Genomic DNA, 26,495 nt, shown 5'->3' with positions numbered 1-26,495 from the left:
GGGTGCGTCATTGCTGCCAGTGACGGTGACGGTCACCAGCTGGGTGTCGACGCCGCCGAGGCCGTCGCTGACCTGCACCGTAAACACCTCGTTGTGACTCTCGCCGGCCTTCAGCGATTGCACCGCACTGGCAACGCCGTCGCTGCCATTGGCCAGGGTGTAAGTCCACTGGCCGCTGGTGTTCACGGCGATCGAACCGTAGGTGCCGGTGGACGCGCCATTGATGCTCCAGGTCGCCGTGGCATCGTGATCGATGTCGGTCGAGCTGAACTGGCCAGTCACGCTGAGGGTGGTGTCTTCCTGCACGGTGCCAACATCATTGCCGGTGGCGAAACTGAGCACCGGTGCGTCGTTGCTGCCGGTGACGGTGACGGTCACCAGCTGGGTATCCACGCCACCGAGGCCGTCGCTGACCTGCACCGTGAACACCTCGTTGTGACTCTCGCCGGCCTTCAGCGATTGCACCGCACTGGCAACGCCGTCGCTGCCGTTGGCCAGGGTGTAGGTCCATTGGCCGCTGGTGTCGACGGCGATCGAACCGTAGGTGCCGGTGGACGCGCCATTGATGCTCCAGGTCGCCGTGGCGTCGTGATCGATGTCGGTCGAGCTGAACTGGCCGCTGACGCTGAGGGTGGTGTCCTCCTGCACGGCACCGGCATCGTTGCCGGTGGCAAAACTGAGCACCGGTGCGTCATTGCTGCCAGTGACGGTGACGGTCACCAGCTGGGTGTCGACGCCGCCGAGGCCGTCGCTGACCTGCACCGTAAACACCTCGTTGTGACTCTCGCCGGCCTTCAGCGATTGCACGGCACTGGCAACGCCATCGGTGCCGTTGGCCAGGGTGTAAGTCCATTGACCGCTGTTGTTTACGGCGATCGAACCGTAGATGCCGGTATTTGACCCGGCAATACTCCAAGTGGCAGTGGCATCGTGATCGATATCGGTCGAGCTGAACTGGCCGCTGACGCTGAGGGTGGTGTCTTCCTGCACGGCACCGGCATCGTTGCCGGTGGCGAAACTGAGCACCGGCGCGTCGTTGCTGCCGGTGACGGTGATGGTCACCAGCTGGGTATCGACGCCGCCCAGGCCATCGCTGACCTGCACCGTAAACACCTCGTTGTGACTCTCGCCGGCCTTCAGCGATTGCACGGCACTGGCAACGCCGTCGGTGCCATTGGCCAGGGTGTAGGTCCACTGGCCGCTGTTGTTCACGGCGATCGAACCGTAGGTGCCGATATTTGCCCCGGCAATACTCCAGGTCGCCGTGGCATCGTGATCGATATCGGTCGAGCTGAACTGGCCGCTGACGCTGAGGGTGGTGTCCTCCTGCACGGCACCGGCATCATTGCCGGTAGCAAAACTGAGCACCGGTGCGTCGTTGCTGCCGGTGACGGTAATCGTCACCAGCTGGGTATCGACGCCACCGAGGCCATCGCTGACCTGCACACTGAACACTTCGTTGTGGCTCTCGCCTGCCTTCAACGACTGCACGGCACTGGCAACGCCGTCGCTGCCATTGGCCAGGGTGTAGGTCCATTGGCCGCTGTTGTCCACGGCAATCGAGCCGTAGGTGCCCGTATTTGACCCGGCAATACTCCAAGTGGCAGTGGCATCGTGATCGATGTCGGTCGAACTGAACTGACCGCTGACGCTGAGCGCGGTGTCTTCCTGCACCGCACCGGCATCGTTACCGGTGGCAAAACTGAGCACCGGTGCGTCGTTGCTGCCGGTGATGGTGATCGTCACGGCCTTGGTCACCGTCGCCCCGAAATCGTCAGTCAGCGTCACCGTGAACACTTCGGTCTTGGTCTGGCCCTCAGCCAGGTACTGCGCCGCGCTGTTGTTCAGCGTATAGGTCCAGCCCACGGTGCCCGCCGCGTCGCCGGTGCTCTCGTCGCTGACATTGGCCACCAGCGTACCCAGCGCACCGGATGGCGCGCTCACGCTGGTCACATGGGCGTCATCGGCCAGGTCCACGTCGCCGAAGGCGAAACTGCCGCCGGCCACCGTGGTGCCGTCCTCGGTCACCGCACCGTTTTCGAGTTCTGCCGCCGACACCGTTGGTCCGTCATTGGTGCCGGTGATAGTGATAGTCACATTCTGCGTTGCCGACGAACCATGACCATCACTGATAGTGACCAGGTAGGTTTCGGTGACTGTCTGTCCGTGGGCCAGGTACTGCGCCGCCGCATTGCTCAGGTTGTACGTCCATTGCACCGATCCGTCGGCCGCATTCGCAGCTTCGCTTACCGGCGAGAGCACGAACGTACCAAGATGAGTAGTGTTGCCCTGCGCCGCCGCGAACGTCGCTGTGTGCGTGTCACTCAGGTCGATGTCGTTGAAGGCAATCGTGCCGCTGGTCGTCAGCGAGTCGGTCGTGTTCGCAGTGGTATCGGCATCCTCGGTCACGATGCCGGCCTGCGCGCCGAGGCTGATTGTCACACCATCATTCACGCCCGAAAACTGCACGGTCGCGGTGGCCCAACTGAGCGTTCCGTTGCCGAGACGTATCGCATAGGTAAAGCTGTCCGTCAGAAGCTCGCCAGTAGCAAGCGCCTGGAGTTGTGCCTTGAAAGCAGAGGTGAAGGTAGCGGCGTCGTAGCCGACCTTACCGTCCGAGGTGATCCAGATCTTTGCACCATTCAAACTGGTGTCAGAGCTCGTCGCCTCGGCCCGCGCCGTATCCTGGGTCAGAAGGTCGGCCGGAGCATAAGTCTTGGTGGTAGCAGAAAGACTGTCCGCGTTGTCGATTGACCAGAGTGTCTTCGCGTTACCGCCGAGGTCATTGGACATGACGTCCCAATACATGATCCCCTGCAGATTTTCAGTGGTTGTGAAGACGTCGTCCTTCGCCTGCGGCGTGTTGGAAAACGAGGTAACGGTCCCGCCGCTGGTAGTTGTAGTGCTAGCCATGTCTTTCTCCCTAGAGTGTCACCCTGAGTGAAAAACCGCTGTGGGCCGCTATCAGCCACAAGTCGATTCTTCCTCCAACCACGAACACATCAATCCATCGGTACCAGCCGGCTGGCCAGCAACTTCACGCCCACCCCGGTCCTGCCGCCCTGCGGTTCAATACGCACGATTTGTCCTTGCGCCTTGAACTTCATGGGGCCGCCGGGAGTGTCGAGTTCGATCTCGAAGTCAATAACGCTACCCACCTGCTGCTCGTAATCGGTTTCGAAATACAAACCGGAGGCGCTGATGTCACGGGTGACACCGCTACCCCCGCCGATCAGTTGCAGCGACAGGGTGACTTGTTCACGGGGCTCAATTCGGTGTGCGTCTTTCATGGCGGCAGTCTAAAAACGACTGCTGTTTTCTACATGAGCGCGCTATCCCTTTTTTCTAGGAGTCAATCAGCCGTAAAACCGTGCTTTCATAGGACAAATGTCATGGGAGGGGTTGCCTGATGCGTTATGGAAAAAGGCGACAGGCAGCAACGATTGCTATCATCATCAGCTAACACAACCCGCCTAAAGAGGCAGCGAGCCGCATGCCAATTCAAGTCCTGTTAGTCGCTCTACCGCTCGTGGCCTGGGGCCTTGAGCGTCTGGTCGAAAGCGCTCAACCGAGGTTGGCGCTGGCGGGTTCGACAGCGTCGGTGGCGCAATACCTGCTTTCGCTGCACCAATACGCACCGGATGTGGTGGTACTGGACCTGGACAGCGAGGACTGTATCGAGTCGCTGGCCGACCTGCACAGCCGGACCAAAGCCAAGATTCTGGTAGTGACAGGGTCGAGTGACTCGGCACTGCATGACAGTGCGGTGCTGGCGGGTGCACGTGGCGTGGTGGATAAGCGGGAGTCGGCATCGGCCTCGATATTGCTCAAAGCCATAGAAAAAGTGCATGAAGGCGAACTGTGGATTGACCGCAATGCGACCAGCCGTATCTTCCTTGAACTGGCGCGCAAGAAAACCGAGCGCGATTCTGACCCGGAGCAACACAAAATCGCCAAGCTGACGCGCCGCGAACAGCAAACCATTGCATCGTTGGCCAGAGACCCCTCTGCCCCTGGCAAGTTGGTGGCCGAGAAGCTGCACATCAGCGAGCACACGCTGCGCAACCATTTGACCTCGATCTACAGCAAGCTGGGCCTGACGAACCGCGTGGATCTATACGCCTACGCACACAAGCATGGGCTTTCCACAGGCGACTGAGGGCTGTGCCTGGTTTGTTGCCGGACCCTGTCAGCAACATCGTGAAAGGAGGCGTTTGAAATGCAACTCATCACGTTGAAAATCGATAAGCCTGAATTGACGAACTTCATTCTGGGCCAGACGCACTTCATCAAATCCGTCGAGGACATCCACGAAGCGCTGGTCAATGCCGTGCCAGGCATCCAGTTTGGCGTGGCCTTTTGTGAAGCCTCTGGCCAATGCCTGGTGCGATGGTCTGGCACCGATGCCTCGATGATCAAGCTGGCACAGGACAATGCGAAAGAAATCGCCGCGGGTCACAGTTTCATCATTTTCCTGGGCGACGGTTTCTATCCGCTGAACGTGCTGAACGCCATCAAAATGGTGCCAGAGGTATGCCGCATTTTTTGTGCAACCGCCAACCCAACAGAAGTGATTCTCGCCGAGACGAGCCAAGGGCGAGCCATTCTGGGCGTAGTGGATGGCTTCCCTACCCAAGGCATTGAAGACGATAACGACGTCCAGTGGCGCAAGAATCTGTTGCGGCAGATCGGCTACAAGCAGTGAGTTGCAGAGCGGGGCCTGCGCAGAGTGTCCGGACCAGACGCGCAGACCCTGCAGCCCTGCCATACTGTCAAGCATGACCAGTGCAACTTTCCGCTTCTATGAGGAACTCAACGATTTCCTGCCGGCCGAACGGCGGCGGCAATCCTTCACCTGCGAGTGCGCGCAAGGGGCGACGATCAAGCACATGATCGAGGCGCTCGGGGTGCCGCACACCGAGGTCGAACTGGTGCTGCTCAACGGCGAGTCGGTGAGCTTCAATCGGATGATCCTCGACAGTGACCGGCTGGCGGTGTATCCCAAGTTCGAAGCGCTGGACATCAGCCCGCTGCTGAAGGTTCGTGCGCAACCCCTGCGGGTGCTGCGTTTCGTCGCTGATGCGCACCTTGGCGGGTTGGCCAGCCTGCTGCGCATGAGCGGCTTCGACACGCTCTACGACAATGGCTTCGAGGATGGCGAGATCGCCGAGATCGCCGCCACGCAAGGGCGCATCGTGCTGACCCGCGACCGCGAACTGCTCAAGCGGCGAATCATCAGCCACGGCTGTTATGTGCATGCCCTGAAACCGTCGCTGCAGTTGCGCGAACTGTACGAGCGCCTCGACCTGGCACGCAGCGCGCGGCCCTTCAGCCTGTGCCTGCATTGCAACCTGCCGCTGCACGAGATCAGCCCGGAACTGGCTCGGCTGCTGGTGCCGCCACGCATCGGCACTCTCTATTCGCACTTCCTGCGCTGCGACGCCTGCCAACGGGTTTACTGGGAAGGTTCGCACTGGCGCGGCATGTGCGCATTGCTGGCACCCCTGCTGAACCGATAACCGCCAGCCCTTGGTGGACACAAAAAAACAAAATTGCCCTGTGCTCCCTTCGTTCCTTCTTGCGTCGCACTGTTCATTGCCCGTTCCCGTACGTCTGGAGTTTCCCCCATGTCCTCGCCCGAATACTTGCCCACTGTACTGCTGGGCCTGGCCCTCGTTTGTCCGGCCATGGCCGAGGCTCAGGGCCTGGAACTGGGACAAGTGCTGATCGGGGCCGAAGACCAGAGTGATGAAGACCAGGTGATCGAGGACGCCAAGGCGCGGCTGGCCCAGGTGCCCGGCGGCACCAATGTTGTCGACATGCGCCGCCCGCTGCAGGGTCGCGTCGCCAGCAACCAGGATGTGCTGGCTTACCAGCCGGGCATCTATGCCCAGTCGGCAGGCAACGAAGGGGTGAAGATCTCGATCCGTGGATCGGGCATCAACCGCGCCCCGGGCGCCCATGCCTCGGGGTTGTACACCCTGCTCGACGGCCTGCCGCTGACCGGCCCTGGCGGCACGCCTTATGAATTGCTGGAGCCGCTGTGGCTCGACCATGTGGAAGTGCTGCGCGGCGCCAACGGATTCGACCGCGGCGCCCTTGCCCTGGGCGGGGCCATCGATTACGTCAGCCACACCGGCTACGACGCGCCAAAGTTGCAGGTGCGCTACGCGACCGGTAGCCACGGTTATCAGCAACGCCAGGTCAGCTCCGGTCAGGTGCTGGGGAACTTCGACTATTACCTGGCCATGACCGACGCCAACGCCGACGGCTACCAGGACCACACGGCCAGCGAGAGCCAGGGCGTCATCGCCAACTTCGGTTATCGCTTCAATCCCGACCTGGAAACGCGCTTTTACCTGCGTCACCGCCAGACCGACAACGATCTGGCGGGACGGGTGACCAAGCACTCCATCGAGCACGACCCACGGGCGGCCAACCCCGCGTACGTGGCGCGGGACGACCGCCGCGACGAGCCGGGCAGCACCTTTATCGGCAACAAGACCACCTACTACATCGATGACGATTCGAGCATCCAGGCCGGGCTTGTCTACCACGACTACCCAATGGATTTGCGTGAGGGCCCCAACCGCCTGAAGGTGGCGTACACCGATGTCAGCGGCACGTTCGACTACAAGCGCCGCGACACGCTCCGGGGCCTGGAAAGTGTCAGCACTGTGGGTCTGCGAACAACCAGGCACCTGCCCAATGCCGGCGCCAGCGAGTTCGTGCGCATCCCCACCGGCAACACCGCCGGCTATGCGCCAGGCACGTTGATGCGCAATTTCACCTACCAGGGTTCGGACAGCGTCCTGCATGTGGGTAACGACCTGGAGATCGCCGACGACCTGTGGCTCACCACCGGCCTCGCCGCCATCTACACCCGCCGAGAAAGCGATGTCACCTATCCGCAAGCGGGCGGCAAGACCAGCCTGCACGACTGGGACTACGCCCCGCGCGTGGGCCTGCGCTATCAGCTGACGCCCGACCTGCAACTGTTCGGCAATCTCAGTCGCTCGGTGGAAGCACCGCATCCGTGGTCGCTGATCTATAGCTCGAACATTCGCTTCCCCGCAGGCAGCGGTCCCGCCACAGGCACCCAGCGTGATCCGGTCAAGCTGCAAAACCAGACCGCCACCACCCTGGAAATCGGCGGTCGCGGCGACAGCGCGCTGGGGCAGTGGAGCCTGGCCTGGTACTACGCCCAGGTGCGCCACGAACTGCTTTCGGTGTTGCCGGACGCCAACGCCACGACGCCCTACGAACTCAACGCCAGCCCCACCGTGCACCAGGGCGTGGAAGCCAGCCTGCTGAGCCCCCTCTGGTCGCCGGACAATGGCGGCCGGTTGAGCCTGCGCCAGAGCTATACCTTCAGTGACTTCCACTACCGCGACGATGACCGCTTCGGCGACAACCGCCTGCCGGGCCTGCCGATGCACTATTACCAGGGCGAACTGCGCTACGACTGGCCCCAGGGTTTTTTCGCCGCGCTGAACACGCAATGGGTGTCGAAAGTGGCGGTCGATTACGCCAACAGCTACTACGCCGATCCCTACGCAATATTCGGCGCGACCCTGGGCTACAACGCGCCCAAGGGCGACTGGCAGACCTGGCTGGACCTGCGCAACCTGACCGACAAGCACTATGCCGCCACGGTCACGCCCGGCTACGACGACAAAGGTCTGGACGCCGCACGGTCCACGCCTGGCGAGGGCATGGCGATGTACGTCGGGGTTTCGTGGAGCCTGCTCTGAGACCGGATCAGCCGGCCGCAGGGCTCCTGGAAAAACACGCTCACGGGGTACTGAAAGGCACCGCTCGGTGCCCGTCCCCTGCTCTCGTCGGGAGAATCGATTCACCTGAAACATTTCGAAAATATAGATAGCTGACTAATTACAAGCTCAACTATGATGAGCTGACTCTAGCGCAGCAGATACCTCCATGACTGACATATTGACCCTTGGTTTTGCCCTGCACGACAGCGCCCGGCTGATGCGCAAGCGGTTCGAGCAACGCGCGCGGCATGTCGGCCTCACGCGCTCGCAATGGCAAGTGCTGGCCATGCTGTCGACCAACGAGGGCATCCATCAAAAAGGCCTCGCCGATCTACTGGAACTGGAATCGATCACCCTCGTGCGTCTGCTGGACAAAATGGCCGAACGCGGCCTGGTCGAGCGCCGTCGTCACCCTACGGATCGCCGCCTGTCCCTGCTGTTCTTGACGGAACAGGCCCATCCATTGCTGGAACTGATGCGTGACATGGGCCGAACGACCCGCGAGGAAGCCACGCGCGGGTTCTCTGCCGAAGAGGAACAACTGCTGCTGCAGATGATGAAGCGGATGAGGTCCAACCTGATCGAAGCCTGCAGTCTTCCCGTTGAAGAACAGGAGCATCGTCATGATTGAGAGACGGCAACTGGTGCGTACCACGCTTTTTGCCTTGCTGCCCATCGCGCTGCTGGTCGGCGGTTACCTGTATGTCACCGGCGGGCAGATCGTTTCCACCGACAATGCCTACATACAGGCCGATCGTGTCGGCGTCTCCACCGATGTCTCGGGGCTGGTCGCCTCGGTGGATGTCAAAGACAACCAGCAGGTGGTCAAGGGTCAAGTCCTGTTCACCCTCAAGCCCGAGCCCTTCGAGATCGCGCTGGCCAGTGCCCGGGCGCAACTGAGCAATGTGCGTAACCAGGTCCTCAATCTCCAGGCCAATTACAGGCAGGCGCAGGCCGAAATCGACCAGGCCCAAATCGACCTGGCGTACTACCAGGCCAGCTTCCAGCGCCAGCAAACCCTGCTCAGTGTCTCGGCAGTGTCCAGAACCAACTATGACGATGCCAAGCACGCGCTGGACAGCACCCGGCAGAAAATCACCGTGGCCAGGGCCACGGCACAAATGGTGCTGGCGCAACTGGGCGGGAACATCGAGACCCCCGTCGAACAACAATCCACCTATCTGATTGCACAGGCCGCCGTCGACGAAGCGCAGCGCAACCTGGACAACTCGGTGGTCAGGGCTTCGTTCGACGGTGTCGTGACCAACGTGGATTCGTTGCAGGTCGGCGCCTACCTGCAACCGCCACAATCGGGCATCAGCCTGGTGTCGGCCGACCACCTGTGGGTCGCCGCCTCCCCCAAGGAAACCGAACTGACCCACATGAAACCCGGTCAGTCCGTCGAGATCAGCGTCGACAGCTATCCCGGCGTGCAGTGGCACGGCACCGTCGACAGCATCAGCCCGGCGTCGGGCTCCAGCTTCTCGCTGCTGCCGGCACAAAACACCACGGGCAATTGGGTCAAGGTCGTGCAACGGATTCCCGTGCGCATCAGCATCGATGATGCCGCGCAGAAACCGCCTCTGCGCACCGGCATGAGTGTGCAGGCAGACATCCATACCGGTTCGGCACGTGGCCTGCCGCACCTGTTCTCGGGTCTGCTGGCGAGCAAGGCCCCGGCTCTGGCCCATGAGTAGCCCGGCACCGACCGAGCCGGTGGCCCATCGCGGGATGATCACCGCTTGCGTCGTGCTGGCGGTGATCATGCAAGCGCTCGACACCACCATTGCCAACGTCGCCCTGCCCTACATGCAAGGCAGCATCTCGGCCAGTTCGGACCAGATCAACTGGGTGCTGACCTCCTACATCGTCGCCGCCATCATGACGCCGCCGTCGGCCTTTCTGGCCCGGCGTTTCGGGCGCAAACGGGTGCTGCTGTGGGCGATTGTCGGCTTCGTGGTCTCATCGATCCTTTGCGGCCTGGCGCAGTCGCTGGAAGAAATCATCCTCGCCCGCCTGCTGCAGGGCCTGGCGGGCGCGGCGCTGGTGCCGCTGTCCCAGGGCATTCTGCTGGACATCTACAGCCTCAAGGAACGCGGCTCAGCCATGGCGCTGTTCGGCGTGTCGGTCATGGTCGGCCCCGTCCTGGGGCCGATGCTCGGCGGCTGGCTGACCGAGAATTTCAGCTGGCGCTGGGTATTCTTCATCAATTTGCCCATTGGTCTGGTGGCGCTGGCCGGGATCGTCTATTACGTCAGCGAAACCACCACCGACACAACTACCCGTCTGGACTGGCTCGGCTTTGGTTCGCTGAGCGTGGCGATCATGGCCCTGCAACTGTTCCTGGACCGGGGTGAGCAACTGGGCTGGTTCGCCAGCGGTGAAATCCTCGTCGAGGCGATAGTGGCCGCTGTCGCCCTGTATGTGTTCGTGGTCCACACCTTCACCACCGACAACCCCTTCATCAGCCCGAAGCTGTTCAAGGACCGTAACTTCTCGATCAGCGTGGTCTTTATTTTCATCGTCGGCATCACCTACCTCGCCTCACTGGCGTTGATGACCCCTTACCTGCAAACCCTGATGGGCTATCCGGTGCTGACCGCCGGCATGGTGATGGGCCCGCGCGGCCTGGGCACGATGCTGACCATGTTCCTTGCAGGCCGACTGCTGGGCAAAGTCGATACCCGCCTGCTGTTGCTGACGGGCCTCGGGCTGTCAGCACTGTCGATGGGGCTGATGACCGGCTGGACACCTGACGTGTCGATGCAGACTGTCATCTGGGTCGGCTTCATCCAGGGCACCAGCCTGGGCATGCTGTTCGTGCCCTTGACCACGGTGGCTTTCGCGACCTTGCCCGCCGCCTTGCGCGCCGAAGGCACCGGGCTCTACAGCCTGTCGCGAAACGTCGGTTCCAGCGTCGGCATCTCCATCGTGACCGTGCTGCTCACCCAGAACATCCAGATCAACCACGAGCAGATCGGTGCCTACGTCACCCCCTTCAACCGCGCGTTCGATGCAGGGGCGATCAAGAGTTACCTGGACCCGATGGCCGCCTCCGGCCGCGCGACCCTGGACGCGCTGGTCACCGTGCAAGCCAGCTGGGTCGCCTACGTCGACGACTTCAAATTGCTGATGCTGTTGTCACTGGCGGTCATGCCGTTGTTGCTGATTATCAGGACGCCAAAAGCCCAGGCCCATGAAGAACCGGCACCGGTGATGGAGTAAGGGCAGGCTTGCAGCGAACTTCGCAAACGTAAAACCGGATTACCCGAGCCGCCGTCATGTGCCCGCAGCGCTCAAGGCATTCATCGACTTTGCTCGCACGGTTCGCCAGCCCGACACGTGATGACTAAGCTTTTGGAATGCCACCTCGTCCTTCAGGAAGATATCCATGAGCGCCGCCGACCTGTCCGAACTCGATGCCGCCCTGCCCGGTCTGACCCGCAAGATCCGCGTGCTCGATGCCCTGTCCTGGCCCGATGGGGTCGAGGAAGACTTTCTGGCGAAATGGCGTGGCGGGCGGGCGCAGTTACCCAGGGTCGAGTTGCAGCCCCGCGACCACAGCGCCGACATCGCCGCCCTGGAAACTTTTATCGGACAATGCGATACAGGGCATCCGGCCGGGAATTTCCTGGCCATGACCGCCCGCAGCTATGCCACCGCCGGTCACATGCTGGGGGCCATTGGCACGCCTGCGTTCACGCAATATTCGTCGGCACTGTACCGGCGCCCGGACTTCTACTACGCGCGCTTGCAACTGAGCATGCTCGACGCGGCGCGATTCTTCCTCAAGACCACCGACGCCCTGCTCGGCGGTTCGCGAATTCCACCCAGCCCGGCCGAGATTCCGGCCAAGGCGTTCGCCGCCTGGATTCAACCGGAACTGGACCGCTTCTTCGGCGTCGGGCAGATCACGGTCGTACTCGATCCAAACCTGGCCGCCAAGGCCATCGCCGGCTCGAGCCGCATTCGCCTGCGGGCCAGCGCGCTGTTTTCGGAGCTGGACAAGAATCAGCTGTTGCAACACGAGGCCTTCGTGCATGTCGCAACCGCACAAAATGGCGCGCGGCAGCCCAACCTCACAAGCCTCGGCCTGGGAGCGCCCCGCACGACCCAGACCCAGGAGGGCATTGCCACCCTGGCCGAACTGTTCACCGGCAGCATGGACATCAACCGCCTGCGTCGCCTGGCCCTGCGCGTATTGGCCGTCCAGCAGGCGCTCGAGGGTGCCGACTTCATCCAGGTGTTCGAAGGTTTTCTGGCGGCCGGGCAGTCGCAAGAGGAATCTTTCCGCTCAACCCAACGGGTGTTTCGCGGGGCCGATCTGCGAGGTGGTTCGGCGTTTACCAAGGACGCCGCCTACCTGACCGGGCTGCTCGGCGTTCACACCCTGCTGCGCATCGCCATCCGCGATAACCGGCCGGAACTGGTGGGGCATTTGTTTGCCGGGCGCCTCAGCCTGGGGGACACCGTGCGCCTGGCGCCGCTATTCGAGTCCGGCTGGCTCAAGGGACCTGCCTACGTTCCGGCCTGGGCCAGCGACCTGCGCCTGCTGGCGGCCAATCTGGCCTTCTCGGCGTTCATCGCCCAGATCAAGCTGGATGTGCTGGACCTGGATGTACTCATGGCGTTCGCCGAAGAACACGAAAGCGATGCCAGCGCCCAGTGATCGACGCTCAATTCTACAGGCAGCCTTGACTCTTCAAATCAACTGCTACCATTAGGAAGCGGTGTCGAGGCCGGGCTCTGTGGCTTGCAAAGTCGGCTTCTACCGCCAGGGATGGGTCCACTCACTTCAAGCCTGCCTGACCCCATGGGGGGTGCAATGTGCACAATCCATTAGTTTACGCGTTGTCGGCTGTACTGTTCTTGAGCGGATCTTCCTGCCTGGCACTGGGTTCGGATGGTACCGCCGCCGCACCGGCACCCGCCGCAGCCCCCGCTCCGGCCAGCGCGACCACGGCAGCGCCAGCCGCCCCGGTGGCCAAGGATCCGGTGTTCAACGAGGAACAGCTGGATCAGATGCTGGCGCCCATTGCGCTTTACCCGGACCCACTGTTTGCACAGGTGCTGATGGCCACCACCTACCCCGGGGAAGTCGGCGAGGCGGTCGCTTGGTCCAAGGCGCACCCCGACGCCAAGGGTGACGATGCGGTCAAACAGGTGGCGAACCAGCCCTGGGATCCGAGCGTGCAGGCATTGGTCGCCTTCCCGCAGGTTCTGGTATTGCTGGGACAGGATCCCGTCTGGGTCCAACGCTTGGGTGATGCCTTCCTGGCGCAGCCCGACGATGTCATGCAAAGCGCGCAACGCTTGCGTCGCCAGGCACAGGCAGCCGGCAATCTGGAGAGCAACCAGTATCAGAACGTGACGATCCAGAATGTCGCGCCTTCAGCACCGGCGACCACGAACGCGGCACCAGCCCCTGAAGCGGCCCCGGCCAGCAATTCCACCATCATCATTCAACCCGCTGATCCGCAGGTGGTGTACGTCCCCACCTATAACCCCACAACCACCTACGGCACCTGGGCCTACCCGGCGTCGCCGCCCGCGTACTATCCACCGCCACCGGCCTATTACCCTGGTCAGGCGCTGATGACCGGACTCGCGTTTGGTGCCGGTGTGGCGATCATTGGATCCTTGTGGGGTGACTGTGACTGGGGCAACAACGACGTCGACATCGACGTCAATCGCTACAACAACATCAATGCAAACAACCGGATCAACAGCAACAAATGGCAGCACAACCCGGTGCACCGCAATGGGGTGCCCTATCGGGACAATGCGAGCCGTGCCCAGTACGGCCGGCAACTCAACGGTGCCAATCAGCGCGAAGCCTACCGCGGGGACAATGCCCAACGTGCCCAGGCCCGTGAAAATGCCCGCACCTCAATGGACAGGCACGGTATCGAGCGACCAGCCACCAGCAACCGCGAAGCCCGTGATCAAACGCGCAAACTCCAGTCCGCAACCGCAGGCGGCGACCGGCTGCAGGCCGGTGCAGACAGGCCCAAGGCGGCTGACAGAGGCCAGGGCACTGCCAGAAACACCCGGGAGAACCAGCAACCCCGCAGACAGGCTGCTGAAGGCAATCTGCAGTCCAGAAACCAGAGCTCCCAGTTGAATCAGCGCAGAGAAGGCTCCGCGCAAACGCGCCAAGCGACCAATAAACGGCCCGCTGCCAGTGCCGGCAGTGCCCGCAACAATGCGTTCGCCGGCGCACGCTCGCCGTCACAGGCCAACATGCAGGCCAATCGTGGCCGGGCCAGCCAGGCATCCGCCCAACGCCCAAGCGCCTCGCGATCGGCCGGTCACCAGGTCAGCCGGCCGTCCAATCCACCAGCGCGTCAAAGGGGGGGCCGCCGTTGAACAATCATCCGCGTGTGAAGGGACTGACGGGCTTGCTCCCACAGGTCCTTGCGATAGCAGCCGGCTTGGTGTGGTCATGCATGGCGACGGCGCAGGAGGCCTTTCCAACACCGGAAAAGGCCGCAGAAGCCTTCGTCGAAGCACTGGGCACGGATCACTCCGACCAGGCCCGCCTGACCGAGCTGCTGGGCAGCGACTGGCACAGCTACATTCCCCGTGAAGGCGTACAGCGCGAAGATGTGGATGCGTTCTTGCAGCAATACCGCGAGCAACATCACATTGAAAACGCCAGCGAGCGCAAGGCAATCCTGGCGGTTGGCAAGGATAACTGGACACTGCCCATCCCCATGACGAAAGACGCCAGCGGTTGGCGCTTCGACTTGAAGGCCGGCAGTGCCGAAATCCGCACCCGTCGAATCGGCCGCAATGAACTGGCCGCCGTGCAATCGGTGCTGGCCTATCACGATGCCCAGATGGACTACGCGTCCGTCGATCGTGACGGTGACGGCGCGCTCGAATATGCGCAGAAAATCGTCAGCACCCCCGGCAAGCACGACGGACTCTATTGGGTGGAGGACGACAGCGACCAGATCAGCCCGCTGGGGCCTTCGTTCGGCAAAGCCGTCGCCGACGAAGAATGGCATGGATACCGCTTCCGCATCCTGCATGGCCAGGGTCCTTCGGCCCCGGGTGGCGCCTACAGCTACCTCATCGGTGACAAGATGAGCCGGGGCTTTGCACTGATCGCCTGGCCGGCGAAATACGACGACACCGGGGTGATGAGTTTCATGATCAGCCATGAGGGACAGGTGTTCGAGAAAGACCTGGGGCCCGATGGGGAAAAACTGGCGAAAGCGATGAAAAGCTTCGACCCGGATGACAGTTGGAAAGAAGTGCCGGACGATCAGGCGCAGCAGGAGTGACCGGGACGAGCCTTCCCCTTTCTCGAATCCGAGTGGCTTGCAGGCAACAGCCAAGGCCAAAGCGACCGGTCTGCTGGCTAGCTTGATCGCAATTGAACCCGTTTCCCTGTAGGAGCGAGCATGCTCGCGATGCACGCCAGGACAACGCGGGCATTCAGGCAGCACGCGTTATCGTTGACGTCCATCGCGAGCATGCCGCAAGCGGGCACCCGCTCCTACAAAAAAGCAGAACAAAGGCAGGACCGCGTACCCCCTCGCAACGCAATGTCGCTTGGCAGTCTTCAAAATGATGTCGTAATACCGGCACCCCTCGCTAATACCCAACGTAGACAAATATTCGCCAGCAAAATCCATCCTCGTACGCGGGATAGATAGCCAGCTATTCGTTGATAAAAGTCTGAAGTATTCATTTGAACTTTCGGATTCTTTCGTCACTCGGCCTGTGCCTAACATCGGCTCCACAGCGAACCAGCCTCGACAGGCTGGCACCGTCGAAGTGCTTTTGCAGTAGGCCCTGGGATTTTTGAGGATCACCGATGAAGCTGGAAATTTTTCGCACGCTGTGGGGTTACACCGCCAGCAAGGCTCAGGCACTCGAGGAGATGCTGCAAGCGGGCTTTGATGGCATGGAGGCACGCCTGCCACTGGACGCCCGTGAACGGGCCGAGTTTGGCGCCTTTCTCCAGGCCAATCGCCTGGGTTATATCAGTACAGTCTTCACCGCGTACGACGTGCTTCCGGACCAGTCGGCAACGCCTGCCGTGCATCTCAATGACCTGGAGCAAAAACTCGCCTGGGCCGCCGAACTCGGTCCACGCTTCGTCAACGTACTGGCGGGCAACGACCGCTGGTCCTTGCCGCAACAAGTGGAGTTTTTTGGCCAGGCGCTGGATCTGGCGCGCAAGCACGGCCAGGTCTGCAGTTTCGAAACCCACCGCTCGCGTTCGCTGTTCAACCCCTGGGTGACCCTGGAGTTGATCCGGCAATTGCCCGATCTGTTGTTCACCAGTGACATCAGCCATTGGGTCGTGACCTGCGAGCGTCTGTTGAATGACCCGGCCGATGACCTCAGCGCTTTCATCGAGCGGGTTCACCATATCCAGGCCCGGGTCGGCTACGACCAGGGTCCGCAGGTTCCGCACCCGGCGGCACCCGAGTATGCAAAAGAACTGGCCTTCCATCAGCAGCACTGGGAAAGCATCTGGCGCTCGCAGCAGGCCCGCGGTTATCAGGTCAGCACCCTGACCCCGGAATTCGGCGCCGACGGCTACCTGCATCATTTGCCCTTCACCAATGTCCCGGTCGCCGACCTGTGGTCATTGAACGTGTGGATGGGCCAGACCGAGCGCGAACACTTCGAGCGTTTCCACCACTCAAGCCATCCTTAGGGAGCCGATGCGTCATGCCTGACAATAAAAACAACAGCGCCAGCACTGACACACACAAAGCCAACTTCAACAGCATCCCGGTGATCAACATCGCCGGTCTGTTCAGTTTTGAACTGGAACACCGCCTGGCCGTGGCCGAACAATTGGGGCGCGCCGCCAGCGAAGTCGGGTTCCTCTATATCACCCATCACGGTATCGACCCGCAACTGATCGCCAACCTGCGCAAGGCGGCCAAGGACTTCTTCGACCAGCCCCTCGACACCAAGATGCGCCACTACATCGGCACGTCGCAAACCCACAAGGGCTTTGTGCCCGAGGGCGAAGAGGTCTATTCCAAAGGCAAGCCGGACCACAAGGAAGCCTTCGACGTCGGCTTTGAAGTCCCGGCCGATGACCCACTGGTGCTGGCCAACACTCCGTTGCTGGGGCCCAACGACTGGCCGCAACTGGCAGGCTTCAAGGCGTCGGTACAGGCCTACTATGAAGCGATCTTCGCCCTGGGCCGGCGCCTGTTCGGCGGCTTCGCCCTGACCCTGGGCCTGGAAGAAAACTACTTCGACAGCCTGGTCACCCGTCCGCCATCCAAGCTGCGCCTGATCCACTACCCCTACGACGGTGCCGCCCATGACGCACCGGGGCTTGGCGCCCATACTGATTACGAGTGCTTCACCATCCTCCTGGCCGATAAACCCGGCCTCGAGGTGATGAACAATCTCGGACAATGGATCGATGCACCACCGATTGCCGATGCCTTTGTGGTCAACATCGGCGACATGCTGGAGGTGATGACCGCAGGTGCATTCGTTGCCACCGCGCACCGGGTGCGCAGCGTGAAGGAGGAACGCTATTCCTTCCCGCTGTTTTATGCCTGCGACTATCACACCCAGATCAAACCGCTGCCCGGCTTCGCCGAGGCAGGCAACGACTACGAAGAGATCACCATCGGCGAACACATGTATGGCCAGGCGCTGCAGACCTATCAGTATCTGCGCCAGAGGGTGGCCAACGGGGACGTTCAGCTGCCAGGCAAGGCACGCAAGCCCGCCAGTTTCGGACATTTGAAAAATCAGGCGCAACCGTCCTGATTGAAGTTTTCAGCCAACCCCCTACCTACGCCGGAGTCGGAAAAATGAAAAACAACAAGAAAAACCTGGTGAGCCTGGCCGTATTGGCAGCCGGCATGTTCGCTGCCTCGATGAGCATGGCCGCGACAGACACGTTCAAGGTCGGCATGGAAATCACCTACCCGCCTTTCGAATCCTACGACAAGGACAAGAATGTAGTGGGCTCGGACCCCGAGCTGGCAACGGCGCTGGCCAAACACATGAACGCCAATGTCGAGTTCGTCGACACCAAGTTCCCGAGCCTGATCCTGGGCCTGAACTCCGGCAAGTACGACGCAGTCATTTCCGGCATGTACATCACGCCGGAGCGCCAGACTCAAGCCCAGACCATCGCCTACGCCAACACCGGCGCCGCGGTCATGGTGCCCAACGGCAGCGAGATCAATGCGAAGAAGCCTGAAGACCTGTGTGGCTTGAAGCTGGGCCTGGAACAGGGCACGACCTGGGTCAAGGAATTCAGGAAGCTGTCCGACGAATACTGCGTGCCGAACAACAAAGGCGCCATCACCGTCAGCGAGTACCCTTCGGCCCCTGAAGTGACCCAGGCCCTGCTGTCCAAAAACATCCAGGCCCAGGTCGAAATCGCCGGCGCGGCAAAAATGATCGCGGAAAAGACCAACGGCCGGGTCGTGATCACCACCGAGCATCCGATCTATCAGCAAACCCTGGGCATCTTCGTCAAGAAAGGTAACGAGCAAACCTACCAGGCCGTGCAAAAGGCCTTCGAGGAAACGAAAAAGAGCGGAGAATATGCCGCAATCCTCAAGAAATATGGCTTGGAAGAACCGACGGCCAACTAAGAACCTGTCCCAGTAGTCTGGTTATCTGCCGCCCCTGCACCGGGGCGGCAGATCGAGGTGTCCCATGCAATTCGATTGGTCGTATTTCCTTTCCCTGTTCTCCCTGCCGGACTTCTGGAATGCCTGCGTCACGGTGATCCAGCTCAGTGCCCTGGCCTGGTTCATCGGCATGCTGCTGGGGTTTGTCCTGGCCACGGCCAAGCTGTCCCAATCGCCCTTGCTGCGCATTCCCGCTGCGGTCTACATCTGGTTCTTCCGCAGCATCCCGTTGCTGGTGCTGGTGGTGTTCGTCTACAACCTGCCGCAACTGTTTCCCGGCAGCGGACCGATTCTGTCCAACCCCTTCTACGCAGGCTTGCTGGCCCTGGTGGTGACGGAAGCTGCGTACATGGCGGAAATCCATCGTGGCGGCCTGATCTCCGTGGCCAAGGGCCAAAGGGAGGCCGGGCGCGCGCTGGGTGTCGGCCTGTTCGGCATGCAACGCCTGATCGTGATCCCCCAGGCGTTCCGCATTTCTCTGCCCACGCTGATCAATGAATACATCACGGTGGTCAAGCTGACATCGCTGGTCTCGGTCATCTCCCTGACTGAAATCCTCACGGTCGGCCAACGCCTCTATGCCACCAACTTCCTGGTCATGGAGACCCTGGCGGCGGTAGGCGTCTACTACGTGTTGATCGTCACCGTGTTCGGCTACTTCCTGCAGCGCCTGGAGCGCTACCTGGACCTGAACTTCCGCAAGCCGCACACACTCGACGCCGCCACCATCGCCAGGTTCAAGGCCAGCGCCGAAGCGTTGCCCGACACGGCGCGCAAGGCCGCCTGCAACAACACAACGCCCATCCTGCAACTGAACAACATCCAGAAGAGCTATGGCACGCACAAGGTGCTGCTGGGTATCGACCTGAATGTCGATTACGGCCAGGTGGTCTCGATCATCGGGCCATCCGGCTCCGGCAAGACTTCGCTGATCCGCACGGTCAACGGACTGGAAAGCATCGATACCGGCGACATTCTGTTGTTCGGCGAAAAATTCATCGAGGCGTCGGACAAACCCAACAGCTCCCGCCTGCGCAAAGGCGTACGGCACATCGGCATGGTGTTCCAGAACTTCAACCTGTTCCCGCACCGCACCATTCTCGACAACGTCACGCTGGCGCCGCGTTACCACGGCCAGCCGGGCGAGCTGAGTGAACATCGTGCCTATGCGCTGCTGGACAAGGTCGGCCTGCTGGCCCATGCCCACAAGTACCCGCACCAACTCTCCGGCGGGCAGCAACAACGGGTGGCGATCGCCCGTGCCCTGGCGATGGAACCGCAGATCATGCTGTTCGACGAGCCGACTTCGGCCCTCGACCCGGAACTGGTCAATGACGTGCTCAACGTGATTCGCGACCTCGCGAAGGAAGGCATGACCATGCTGATCGTGACCCACGAAATGGACTTCGCCATGTCGATCTCCGATCGGGTGATCTTCATGGAAAACGGCAATATTCAACTCGATGCCGCACCTGAAACCATACGCTGCGATGCCGTAGGAGAACGGGTGCGGCGCTTCATGGGTATCGAAGCCCGATCGCCAAACCTGTCCGCAGCGGTGGATCACGCATGACCGGGCAACGACTTTCCCTGGGTTTCTTTCTGTCAGGAACACACGCGTGAATCTTGGAATTGCAGGACGCTGGGCGCTGGTGTGCGCCGCCAGCAAAGGCCTGGGCAAAGCCTGCGCACAGGCACTCGTACGCGAAGGCGTGAACGTGGTGATCACCGCACGGGGCGAACACACGCTCAATGAAACGGCCCGTCAACTCAGGGCGATAAACCCTGAAGTGACGGTCATCGCCGTGGCCGGAGACATTTCCACGCCCGAGGGGCGAACGGCAGCGCTCAAGGCCCATGAGCATTTCGATATCCTGATCAATAACGCCGGAGGCCCTCCCCCCGGGGATTTTCGCGAATGGAATCGCGATGCCTGGCTCAAGGCGCTGGACGCCAACATGCTGACCCCCATCGAATTGATCAAGGCAACGGTAGACGGCATGGCGGCACGGGGTTTTGGCCGGATCATCAACATCACGTCCAGTGCCGTGAAGTCCCCTATCGAAAGCCTGGGCCTGTCCAATGGCGCCCGCAGTGGCCTGACGGGGTTCATCGCCGGGCTTGCCCGGCAAGACAACATCGCCAACCGCAATGTGACGATCAACAACCTGCAGCCGGGCTCGTTCGACACCGATCGACTGCGTGACAACCTGATCGCCGCCGCCCAGGAGTCGGGGCAAGACGGTGAGGCGTTCCTTGAGGAATGCCGTCGCGAAATCCCCGCCAGGCGCTTCGGCACGCCCGAGGAATTCGGTGCGCTGTGTGCCTTCGTTTGCAGCAGCCATGCCGGCTACCTGACCGGACAGAACCTGTTGATCGATGGCGGCGCCATTCGCTCCAGCCACTGATACCCCCTGTAGGAGCGAGCATGCTCGCGATGGTCGCCTGAACGACACGGGGTAACCTGATGCCCCGCGTTATCGTTGACGACCATCGCGAGCATGCTCGCTCCTACAGTTGAACAGCCTTACGCCCCCCCACAAAACCGCTCGCTAATGCCCACACCATTGGTGCGCTTTGTCACGCCCGGGACTGATATGTTTTTTTTCAGTTATCTTGATTATTGATTTTTGTTGTGTCATTTATAGTCCCGCCGATCACAGGAGTGATCCACCGCGCCAACCCGGATGGCGGGCAGCCGTTCCCCTCCAACGCCCTCCAGGGAGTCAACAACATGAACAAGACAGAACTTCTAGGTGCTCTGGCGCTGTGCGCTTTCAGCTTTCTGGCACACGCCGACGAAGACAGCCTGCGTATCGGTATCGAAGCCGCCTACCCGCCCTTCTCCTTCAAGACACCCGAGGGCAACGTCAGCGGTTTCGATTACGACATCGGCAACGCCTTGTGCGAAGAAATGAAGGTCAAGTGCGAGTGGGTCATTCAGGAGTTCGACGGCATGATCCCGTCGCTCAAGGTGCGCAAGATCGATGCCGTGCTGTCGTCGATGTCCATCACCGAAGACCGGATGAAGTCCGTGGACTTCAGCAAAAAGTACTACCACACACCGGGCAAGTTCGCGATGAAGGCCGGCAGCGTGATCAATGACCCTGCGGTGGACCTCAAGGGCAAGAAACTCGGCGTGCAACGCTCCTCGACCTACGATCGCTTTGCCACCGAGCAACTGGAAAAAGCCGGTGTCGTCGTGGTGCGTTACGGCTCGCAGAATGAGGCGTTCCTCGACCTGGCCTCGGGTCGTCTGGACGCCACCCTCGCCGACATCGTCAACACCGACGAGAGCTTCATCAAGACACCGGCTGGCCAGGGCTTCGCACTGACAGGGCCAGACATCAACGACCCGAAATACTTCGGCCGGGGCGCCGGGATCGCCGTGCGCAAAGGCGACAGTGCCAACGTTGCGCGCCTGAGTGCCGCGATCGACGCCATTCGCGCCAACGGCAAGTACCAGCAAGTGATGGCCAGGTACTTCGCGTTCGATATCTACGGCGAGTAAGCCTTAACCCTGCCCGTTGACCCCAGCCCCGACGTCGGCCCGTGCCGGCGTCACCCGGGGCTTGTCTTGCGCGCCTCGCGGCGCTCGCTTGAGGAACTTCATCATGCTCCACGGCTACGGATCGAGCATTCTCGATGGCGCCTGGCTGACCATAAACCTGGCGCTGACCTCCATGTCCCTGGCGATTACCCTGGGCCTGATCGGCGCGGCCTTTCGCTTGTCGCCGCTCAAATGGCTGGCCATGCTCGGGGAAAGCTACACCACCCTGATTCGCGGCATTCCCGACCTAGTGTTGATCCTGCTGATCTTCTACGGCGGCCAGGACCTGGTGAACCGCATTGCCCTGGCACTCGGTTACACCCGCTACATAGACATCAATCCCTTCATCGCCGGCGTCTGCACCATGGGCTTCATTTTTGGCGCCTATCTCTCGGAAACCTTTCGCGGCGCCTTCATGGCGATCCCCAAGGGCCAGGCCGAAGCTGGCGTGGCCTATGGCATGGGCGGTGCGCAGGTGTTCTGGCGAATTCTGGTGCCACAGATGATTCGTTTCGCCATTCCCGGGTTCACCAACAATTGGCTGGTGCTGACCAAATCCACCGCGCTGATCTCGGTGATCGGCCTGCAAGACATGATGTTCAAAGCCAAGAACGCAGCGGATGCCACACACGAACCATTCACGTTTTTCCTCACGGTGGCGGCGCTGTACCTGATGCTCACCAGCCTGTCCTTGCTGGTGCTGCGCTATCTGGAAAAACACTGGTCGGTCGGCATCAAAGCCGCCGAATTGTGAGGGGAAGCACCGATGATTCTCGACTACAACCTGATCTGGGAAAACCTGCCGCTGTACTTCAATGGCGCCTTGTTGACCCTCAAAGTCCTGCTCATTTCCCTGGCCCTGGGCCTGGTATTGGCGATTCCCCTGGCGCTGATGCGGGTGTCGCGCTCGCCGCTGATCAACTTCCCGGCCTGGCTCTATACCTACGTGATTCGCGGCACGCCGATGCTGGTGCAATTGTTCCTGATCTACTACGGCCTGGCGCAGTTCGAAGCCGTGCGCCAAAGCATGCTCTGGCCTTACCTCTCCAGCGCCACCTTTTGCGCCTGCCTGGCGTTCGCGATCAACACCAGTGCCTATAGCGCGGAACTGCTGGCCGGCAGTCTGAAATCCACCCACCCTGGCGAGATCGAAGCGGCCAGGGCCATGGGCATGTCACGCCTGACCCTGTACCGCCGCATTCTCCTTCCGTCGGCCTTGCGCCGGGCATTGCCGCAGTACAGCAACGAAGTGCTGATGATGCTGCAAACCACCAGCCTGGCTTCCATCGTCACCCTCGTCGACATCACCGGGGCCGCACGCACGATCAGTTCACGGTTCTACCTGCCATTCGAGGCGTTCATCACCGCCGGGCTTATCTACCTCGCCCTGACCTTCATTCTGGTGCGTCTGTTCAAGCTGGCCGAGCGCCGCTGGCTGGCGTACCTGGCACCGCGCAAGCACTAAGGAGCTGCCATGGAGCACATTCAATATCTGTTGCCGTGGAGTGCCTCGGGCACCGAACGGACACTGTCGCTGTTTCGTTTTGGCAGCGGGCCACGCAAGGCCTACATCCAGGCGTCCCTGCATGCCGATGAGTTGCCGGGGATGCGCGTCGCCGTCGAACTCAAGCGCCGCCTTCTGGAACTGGAAGCACAAGGCCGCCTGACCGGGGTGATCGAGTTGGTGCCAATGGCCAATCCGATCGGTATCGCCCAGATGTTCCAGGCGACCCATCAAGGGCGCTTCGAGTTTTCCAGCGGCAAGAACTTCAATCGCGACTTTCCGGTGTTGGCCGATGCGGTTGCACCGCTGCTCGAAGGCCGACTGACAGACGATGCCGACGCCAACATCGCACTCATCCGCCGCGCCATGGGCGAAGCCCTTGCCGCCATGCCAGCGCCAGACTCGGAACTCGACGGCCTGCGCCGCCTGTTGCTGCAACATGCCTGTGACGCCGATGTGGTGCTGGACCTGCACTGCGATTTCGAATCGATCATGCTGTTGTATGCGATGCCGCAGCACTGGCCACGCTTGCAGTCGCTGGCCGCTCGCCTCGGTGCCGGGGTCACGCTGCTGGCCGAAGATGCGGGCGGCAGCGCCTTCGACGAAGCCTGTGCCATCGCATGGCTACGCCTGGCCGAACTGTTTCCCGAAGCCAATATTCCCCTGGCCTGCACGGCCACCACCATCGAATTGCGGGGCATGGCGGACACCGAGCGCGAGCAATGCGCCGACAGCGCCCAAGCCATTCTCGGCTATCTCGCCGACCAGGGCCTGATCAGCGGTGACTGGCCAGCGGCACCGCCGAGCCATTGCCAGGCCATGCCATTCGCTGGCGCGCAGTACGCCTGTGCGCCCCATCCGGGCGTGGTGAGTTTTCTGCAACCGCTGGGCGCCCAGGTCAAGGTCGGCGATCCGCTGTTCGAGGTCATCGACCCGCTGACCGACCGCCATAGCGTGGTGCGCGCCAGCACCGACGGCATTCTCTATGCCCGCGAACGGCTGCGCTTTGCCCAGCCTGGATTGTGGCTGGCCAAGGTCGCCGGCTCCACCCCCATTCGCCAGGGTCGCTTGCTCAGCGACTGATTCCAGAGAGTTCAAACCATGTACAAACTTGAAGTTCAGGACCTGCATAAAAGTTACGGCGCGCACCAGGTGCTCAAGGGCGTGTCCCTGCAGGCACAGGCCGGTGACGTGATCAGCATCATCGGTTCCAGCGGCTCTGGCAAAAGCACGTTCTTGCGCTGCATCAACCTGCTGGAGCAACCCAATGCAGGCAACATCGTGCTCAATGGCGAACCGCTCAAGCTGGTGGCCAACAAGGCTGGCGGGCTGAAGGCCGCCGAACCCAGGCAGTTGCAACGCATGCGCTCGCAACTGTCGATGGTGTTTCAACACTTCAACCTCTGGTCGCACATGAGCGCCCTGGAAAACGTCATGGAAGCGCCGGTGCATGTGCTGGGCCTGTGCAAGAAAGTGGCACGGGAAAAGGCCGAGCACTATCTGAACAAAGTCGGTGTGGCACACCGCATGAACGCCTGGCCGGCGCATATGTCCGGTGGCGAGCAGCAGCGCGTGGCCATTGCCCGCGCATTGGCGATGGAGCCGCAAGTGATGCTGTTCGATGAGCCGACATCCGCGCTCGACCCCGAACTGGTCGGTGAAGTGCTTAAAGTCATGCAGGACCTGGCACAGGAAGGTCGCACCATGGTGGTGGTGACTCACGAAATGGGCTTTGCCCGCGAAGTGTCCAACCAACTGGTGTTCCTGCACAAAGGCGTTGTCCAGGAGCGCGGCGACCCGCGCGAGGTGCTGGTCAACCCGCAGTCCGAACGCCTCCAGCAGTTTCTGGCCGGGAGCTTGAAGTAACACCGCCGCTCCCCGTCCACTGCTCGGCGCTGCCCTGACAGGTTGGCTTCGGATACACTCCAGCCAACCTTGTCAGGGCATCAGGCACAGCCCTGCCCTCACCTTCAGGAACCGTTGAGCCGGATATGCCCACCCCATCGAAAGACACCACCGTCTATGCCGCGCCGGTCATGCGCAAACTCACGGAAATCGTTTCCGAACTGCCGCCGTCACTGCGCAAGGTGGCGGACTTTATCTTGCGTCATCCGCTCAAGGCCGCGACGCTGACCATCGAAGAGATGGCCCTCGAAACATTGACCTCACCTGCCGCCGTCAACCGCCTGGCCAAAGCGCTGGACCTCGGTGGCTACAGCGGCATGAAGGCCGAGCTGGTCGCAACGTTGCAGCAGATGGTCTCGCCGGTGGACAAACTGCGCAACGAGCTTGCCCATCGCCCGGGCGGCGCGTTTGGCCTGCATGAGCAACTCCAGAGCGCCAGCAGCAACCTGGCCACGGCAACGACCAACAACCACGCCGACACCTTCGAAGCCTTCGTCACTCGCCTGACCGAAGCGCGCAAAATCTACATCCTGGGCTTTGGCAACAGTGTCTACTTCGCCGGCCTCGCCGCCTCGACCCTGATGCCTTTCTGTGCGGACGCCACGGCCATCAGCATGGAGGGCGGCAACGAAAATGCCGCGTATCGACTGGCCGCGATCACCGATCGAGACGTGCTGCTGGCAATCTCCCTGCCCCGCTACTCCCTCGACACCCTGCAACTGGCTCGCTTCGCCAATGAGCGCGGCGCATCGGTGCTGGCGATTACCGACTCACCCGCCTCGCCGCTCACCGGCATTGCCGAGCACACACTGTTCGCGCCTTGCGATCACCCGGTGCTGACCAGTTCCAACATCGCCATGCTGGCCCTGATCGAAGGCCTGGTCGCCGGTGTGATGGCGCGCAACAAAGAGGCGGTCAAACTGGCGACCGAACTGACTGAAAGCGTGATGTCGTACCTGCATATCCCTGCCAGCGGTAAACCGGCGAAAAAGTGATGCGTTGCGGTTTTGTCTGCCGGCCACGACAGCCTGTAATCGGCCATCGAAACCTTTAAAGATGGCCACTCCTCGTTGCCCCAAATCGCCCCCTGTATTGGGGGATATTCCCCGACATCGAGG

At 61.5% G+C, this 26,495-nt stretch carries 23 protein-coding genes; 21 read left to right on the top strand and 2 right to left on the bottom strand.

What is annotated here, in order from left to right; genetic code table 11:
- Both CAG47_RS14820 and CAG47_RS14815 read right to left on the bottom strand, forming a co-directional pair.
- A partial coding sequence (locus tag CAG47_RS14820) for a VCBS domain-containing protein (protein ID WP_218190680.1) occupies nucleotides 1–2,913 on the bottom strand: 2,913 nt, incomplete at its 3' end.
- A gap of 89 nt (nucleotides 2,914–3,002) precedes the next feature.
- Nucleotides 3,003–3,290, bottom strand: coding sequence for a PilZ domain-containing protein (locus CAG47_RS14815; protein ID WP_085617459.1), 288 nt, complete (start codon nucleotides 3,288–3,290; stop codon nucleotides 3,003–3,005).
- Nucleotides 3,291–3,493: 203 nt separating this feature from the next.
- Between CAG47_RS14815 and CAG47_RS14810 the strand changes: the two genes are divergently transcribed.
- The 21 genes from CAG47_RS14810 to CAG47_RS14710 all read left to right on the top strand — a co-directional run bounded on the left by CAG47_RS14810 (nucleotide 3,494) and on the right by CAG47_RS14710 (nucleotide 26,372).
- Nucleotides 3,494–4,159, top strand: a complete 666-nt coding sequence (locus CAG47_RS14810) for a response regulator transcription factor (protein ID WP_085725606.1) — start codon at nucleotides 3,494–3,496, stop codon at nucleotides 4,157–4,159.
- 60 nt (nucleotides 4,160–4,219) lie between these two features.
- The gene (locus CAG47_RS14805; RefSeq protein ID WP_085725605.1) at nucleotides 4,220–4,705 is read left to right on the top strand and encodes an adenosine-specific kinase; all 486 of its coding nucleotides are present in this window, start codon (nucleotides 4,220–4,222) and stop codon (nucleotides 4,703–4,705) included.
- 73 nt (nucleotides 4,706–4,778) lie between these two features.
- Nucleotides 4,779–5,519 (top strand): Mut7-C RNAse domain-containing protein, encoded by a 741-nt coding sequence (locus CAG47_RS14800; protein WP_085725604.1) that lies wholly within the window; start codon nucleotides 4,779–4,781, stop codon nucleotides 5,517–5,519.
- A 108-nt stretch (nucleotides 5,520–5,627) separates the two neighbouring features.
- Nucleotides 5,628–7,754, top strand: a complete 2,127-nt coding sequence (locus CAG47_RS14795) for a TonB-dependent receptor domain-containing protein (RefSeq protein WP_085725603.1) — start codon at nucleotides 5,628–5,630, stop codon at nucleotides 7,752–7,754.
- A gap of 187 nt (nucleotides 7,755–7,941) precedes the next feature.
- Nucleotides 7,942–8,406 carry a MarR family winged helix-turn-helix transcriptional regulator gene (locus CAG47_RS14790; protein ID WP_085725602.1) on the top strand — a complete coding sequence of 155 codons (465 nt, stop codon included), beginning with the start codon at nucleotides 7,942–7,944 and terminating at the stop codon, nucleotides 8,404–8,406.
- On the top strand, nucleotides 8,399–9,472 hold the full coding sequence (locus CAG47_RS14785; protein ID WP_256577441.1) for an HlyD family secretion protein: 1,074 nt from the start codon (nucleotides 8,399–8,401) through the stop codon (nucleotides 9,470–9,472). The genes CAG47_RS14790 and CAG47_RS14785 overlap by 8 nt, the downstream gene beginning before the upstream one ends.
- Nucleotides 9,465–11,000 (top strand): DHA2 family efflux MFS transporter permease subunit, encoded by a 1,536-nt coding sequence (locus CAG47_RS14780; RefSeq protein ID WP_085725601.1) that lies wholly within the window; start codon nucleotides 9,465–9,467, stop codon nucleotides 10,998–11,000. Before CAG47_RS14785 ends, CAG47_RS14780 begins: the two co-directional genes overlap by 8 nt.
- Nucleotides 11,001–11,166: 166 nt before the next feature.
- Nucleotides 11,167–12,444: a flavohemoglobin expression-modulating QEGLA motif protein gene (locus CAG47_RS14775; RefSeq protein ID WP_085725600.1), complete on the top strand. Its 1,278-nt coding sequence runs from the start codon at nucleotides 11,167–11,169 to the stop codon at nucleotides 12,442–12,444.
- A gap of 158 nt (nucleotides 12,445–12,602) precedes the next feature.
- Nucleotides 12,603–14,144: a DUF3300 domain-containing protein gene (locus CAG47_RS14770; protein WP_085725599.1), complete on the top strand. Its 1,542-nt coding sequence runs from the start codon at nucleotides 12,603–12,605 to the stop codon at nucleotides 14,142–14,144.
- Nucleotides 14,145–14,224: 80 nt separating this feature from the next.
- On the top strand, nucleotides 14,225–15,067 hold the full coding sequence (locus tag CAG47_RS14765; RefSeq protein WP_085725598.1) for a DUF2950 domain-containing protein: 843 nt from the start codon (nucleotides 14,225–14,227) through the stop codon (nucleotides 15,065–15,067).
- Between the two features lie 536 nt (nucleotides 15,068–15,603).
- Complete coding sequence (locus CAG47_RS14760; RefSeq protein WP_085725597.1) at nucleotides 15,604–16,455, top strand: sugar phosphate isomerase/epimerase; 852 nt, start codon at nucleotides 15,604–15,606, stop codon at nucleotides 16,453–16,455.
- Nucleotides 16,456–16,469: 14 nt separating this feature from the next.
- Nucleotides 16,470–17,540 (top strand): isopenicillin N synthase family oxygenase, encoded by a 1,071-nt coding sequence (locus tag CAG47_RS14755; RefSeq protein ID WP_085725596.1) that lies wholly within the window; start codon nucleotides 16,470–16,472, stop codon nucleotides 17,538–17,540.
- A 44-nt stretch (nucleotides 17,541–17,584) separates the two neighbouring features.
- Entirely contained in the window at nucleotides 17,585–18,379 is a 795-nt protein-coding gene (locus tag CAG47_RS14750; protein ID WP_085725595.1) for an ABC transporter substrate-binding protein, read from the top strand.
- A gap of 64 nt (nucleotides 18,380–18,443) precedes the next feature.
- Nucleotides 18,444–19,991: an amino acid ABC transporter permease/ATP-binding protein gene (locus CAG47_RS14745; protein ID WP_085725594.1), complete on the top strand. Its 1,548-nt coding sequence runs from the start codon at nucleotides 18,444–18,446 to the stop codon at nucleotides 19,989–19,991.
- 46 nt (nucleotides 19,992–20,037) lie between these two features.
- The gene (locus tag CAG47_RS14740; RefSeq protein WP_085725593.1) at nucleotides 20,038–20,826 is read left to right on the top strand and encodes an SDR family oxidoreductase; all 789 of its coding nucleotides are present in this window, start codon (nucleotides 20,038–20,040) and stop codon (nucleotides 20,824–20,826) included.
- A 326-nt stretch (nucleotides 20,827–21,152) separates the two neighbouring features.
- Nucleotides 21,153–21,929 (top strand): ABC transporter substrate-binding protein, encoded by a 777-nt coding sequence (locus tag CAG47_RS14735; RefSeq protein ID WP_085725592.1) that lies wholly within the window; start codon nucleotides 21,153–21,155, stop codon nucleotides 21,927–21,929.
- A 103-nt stretch (nucleotides 21,930–22,032) separates the two neighbouring features.
- Nucleotides 22,033–22,722 (top strand): ABC transporter permease, encoded by a 690-nt coding sequence (locus tag CAG47_RS14730; RefSeq protein ID WP_085725591.1) that lies wholly within the window; start codon nucleotides 22,033–22,035, stop codon nucleotides 22,720–22,722.
- 12 nt (nucleotides 22,723–22,734) lie between these two features.
- Nucleotides 22,735–23,433: an ABC transporter permease gene (locus tag CAG47_RS14725; RefSeq protein ID WP_085725590.1), complete on the top strand. Its 699-nt coding sequence runs from the start codon at nucleotides 22,735–22,737 to the stop codon at nucleotides 23,431–23,433.
- A 9-nt stretch (nucleotides 23,434–23,442) separates the two neighbouring features.
- Nucleotides 23,443–24,555 (top strand): succinylglutamate desuccinylase/aspartoacylase family protein, encoded by a 1,113-nt coding sequence (locus tag CAG47_RS14720; RefSeq protein ID WP_085725589.1) that lies wholly within the window; start codon nucleotides 23,443–23,445, stop codon nucleotides 24,553–24,555.
- 18 nt (nucleotides 24,556–24,573) lie between these two features.
- On the top strand, nucleotides 24,574–25,338 hold the full coding sequence (locus CAG47_RS14715) for an ABC transporter ATP-binding protein (RefSeq protein ID WP_085725588.1): 765 nt from the start codon (nucleotides 24,574–24,576) through the stop codon (nucleotides 25,336–25,338).
- Nucleotides 25,339–25,463: 125 nt separating this feature from the next.
- Complete coding sequence (locus CAG47_RS14710) at nucleotides 25,464–26,372, top strand: MurR/RpiR family transcriptional regulator (protein ID WP_085725587.1); 909 nt, start codon at nucleotides 25,464–25,466, stop codon at nucleotides 26,370–26,372.
- The last annotated feature ends 123 nt before the right edge of the window (nucleotides 26,373–26,495 follow it).

The sequence above is a fragment of the Pseudomonas sp. R37(2017) genome (assembly GCF_002113375.1).
In the GTDB taxonomy this organism is placed as follows: Bacteria; Pseudomonadota; Gammaproteobacteria; order Pseudomonadales; family Pseudomonadaceae; genus Aquipseudomonas.
The sequence above is the reverse complement of the archived record's forward strand: the minus strand, read 5'-3'. Positions and strand labels throughout refer to the sequence as shown.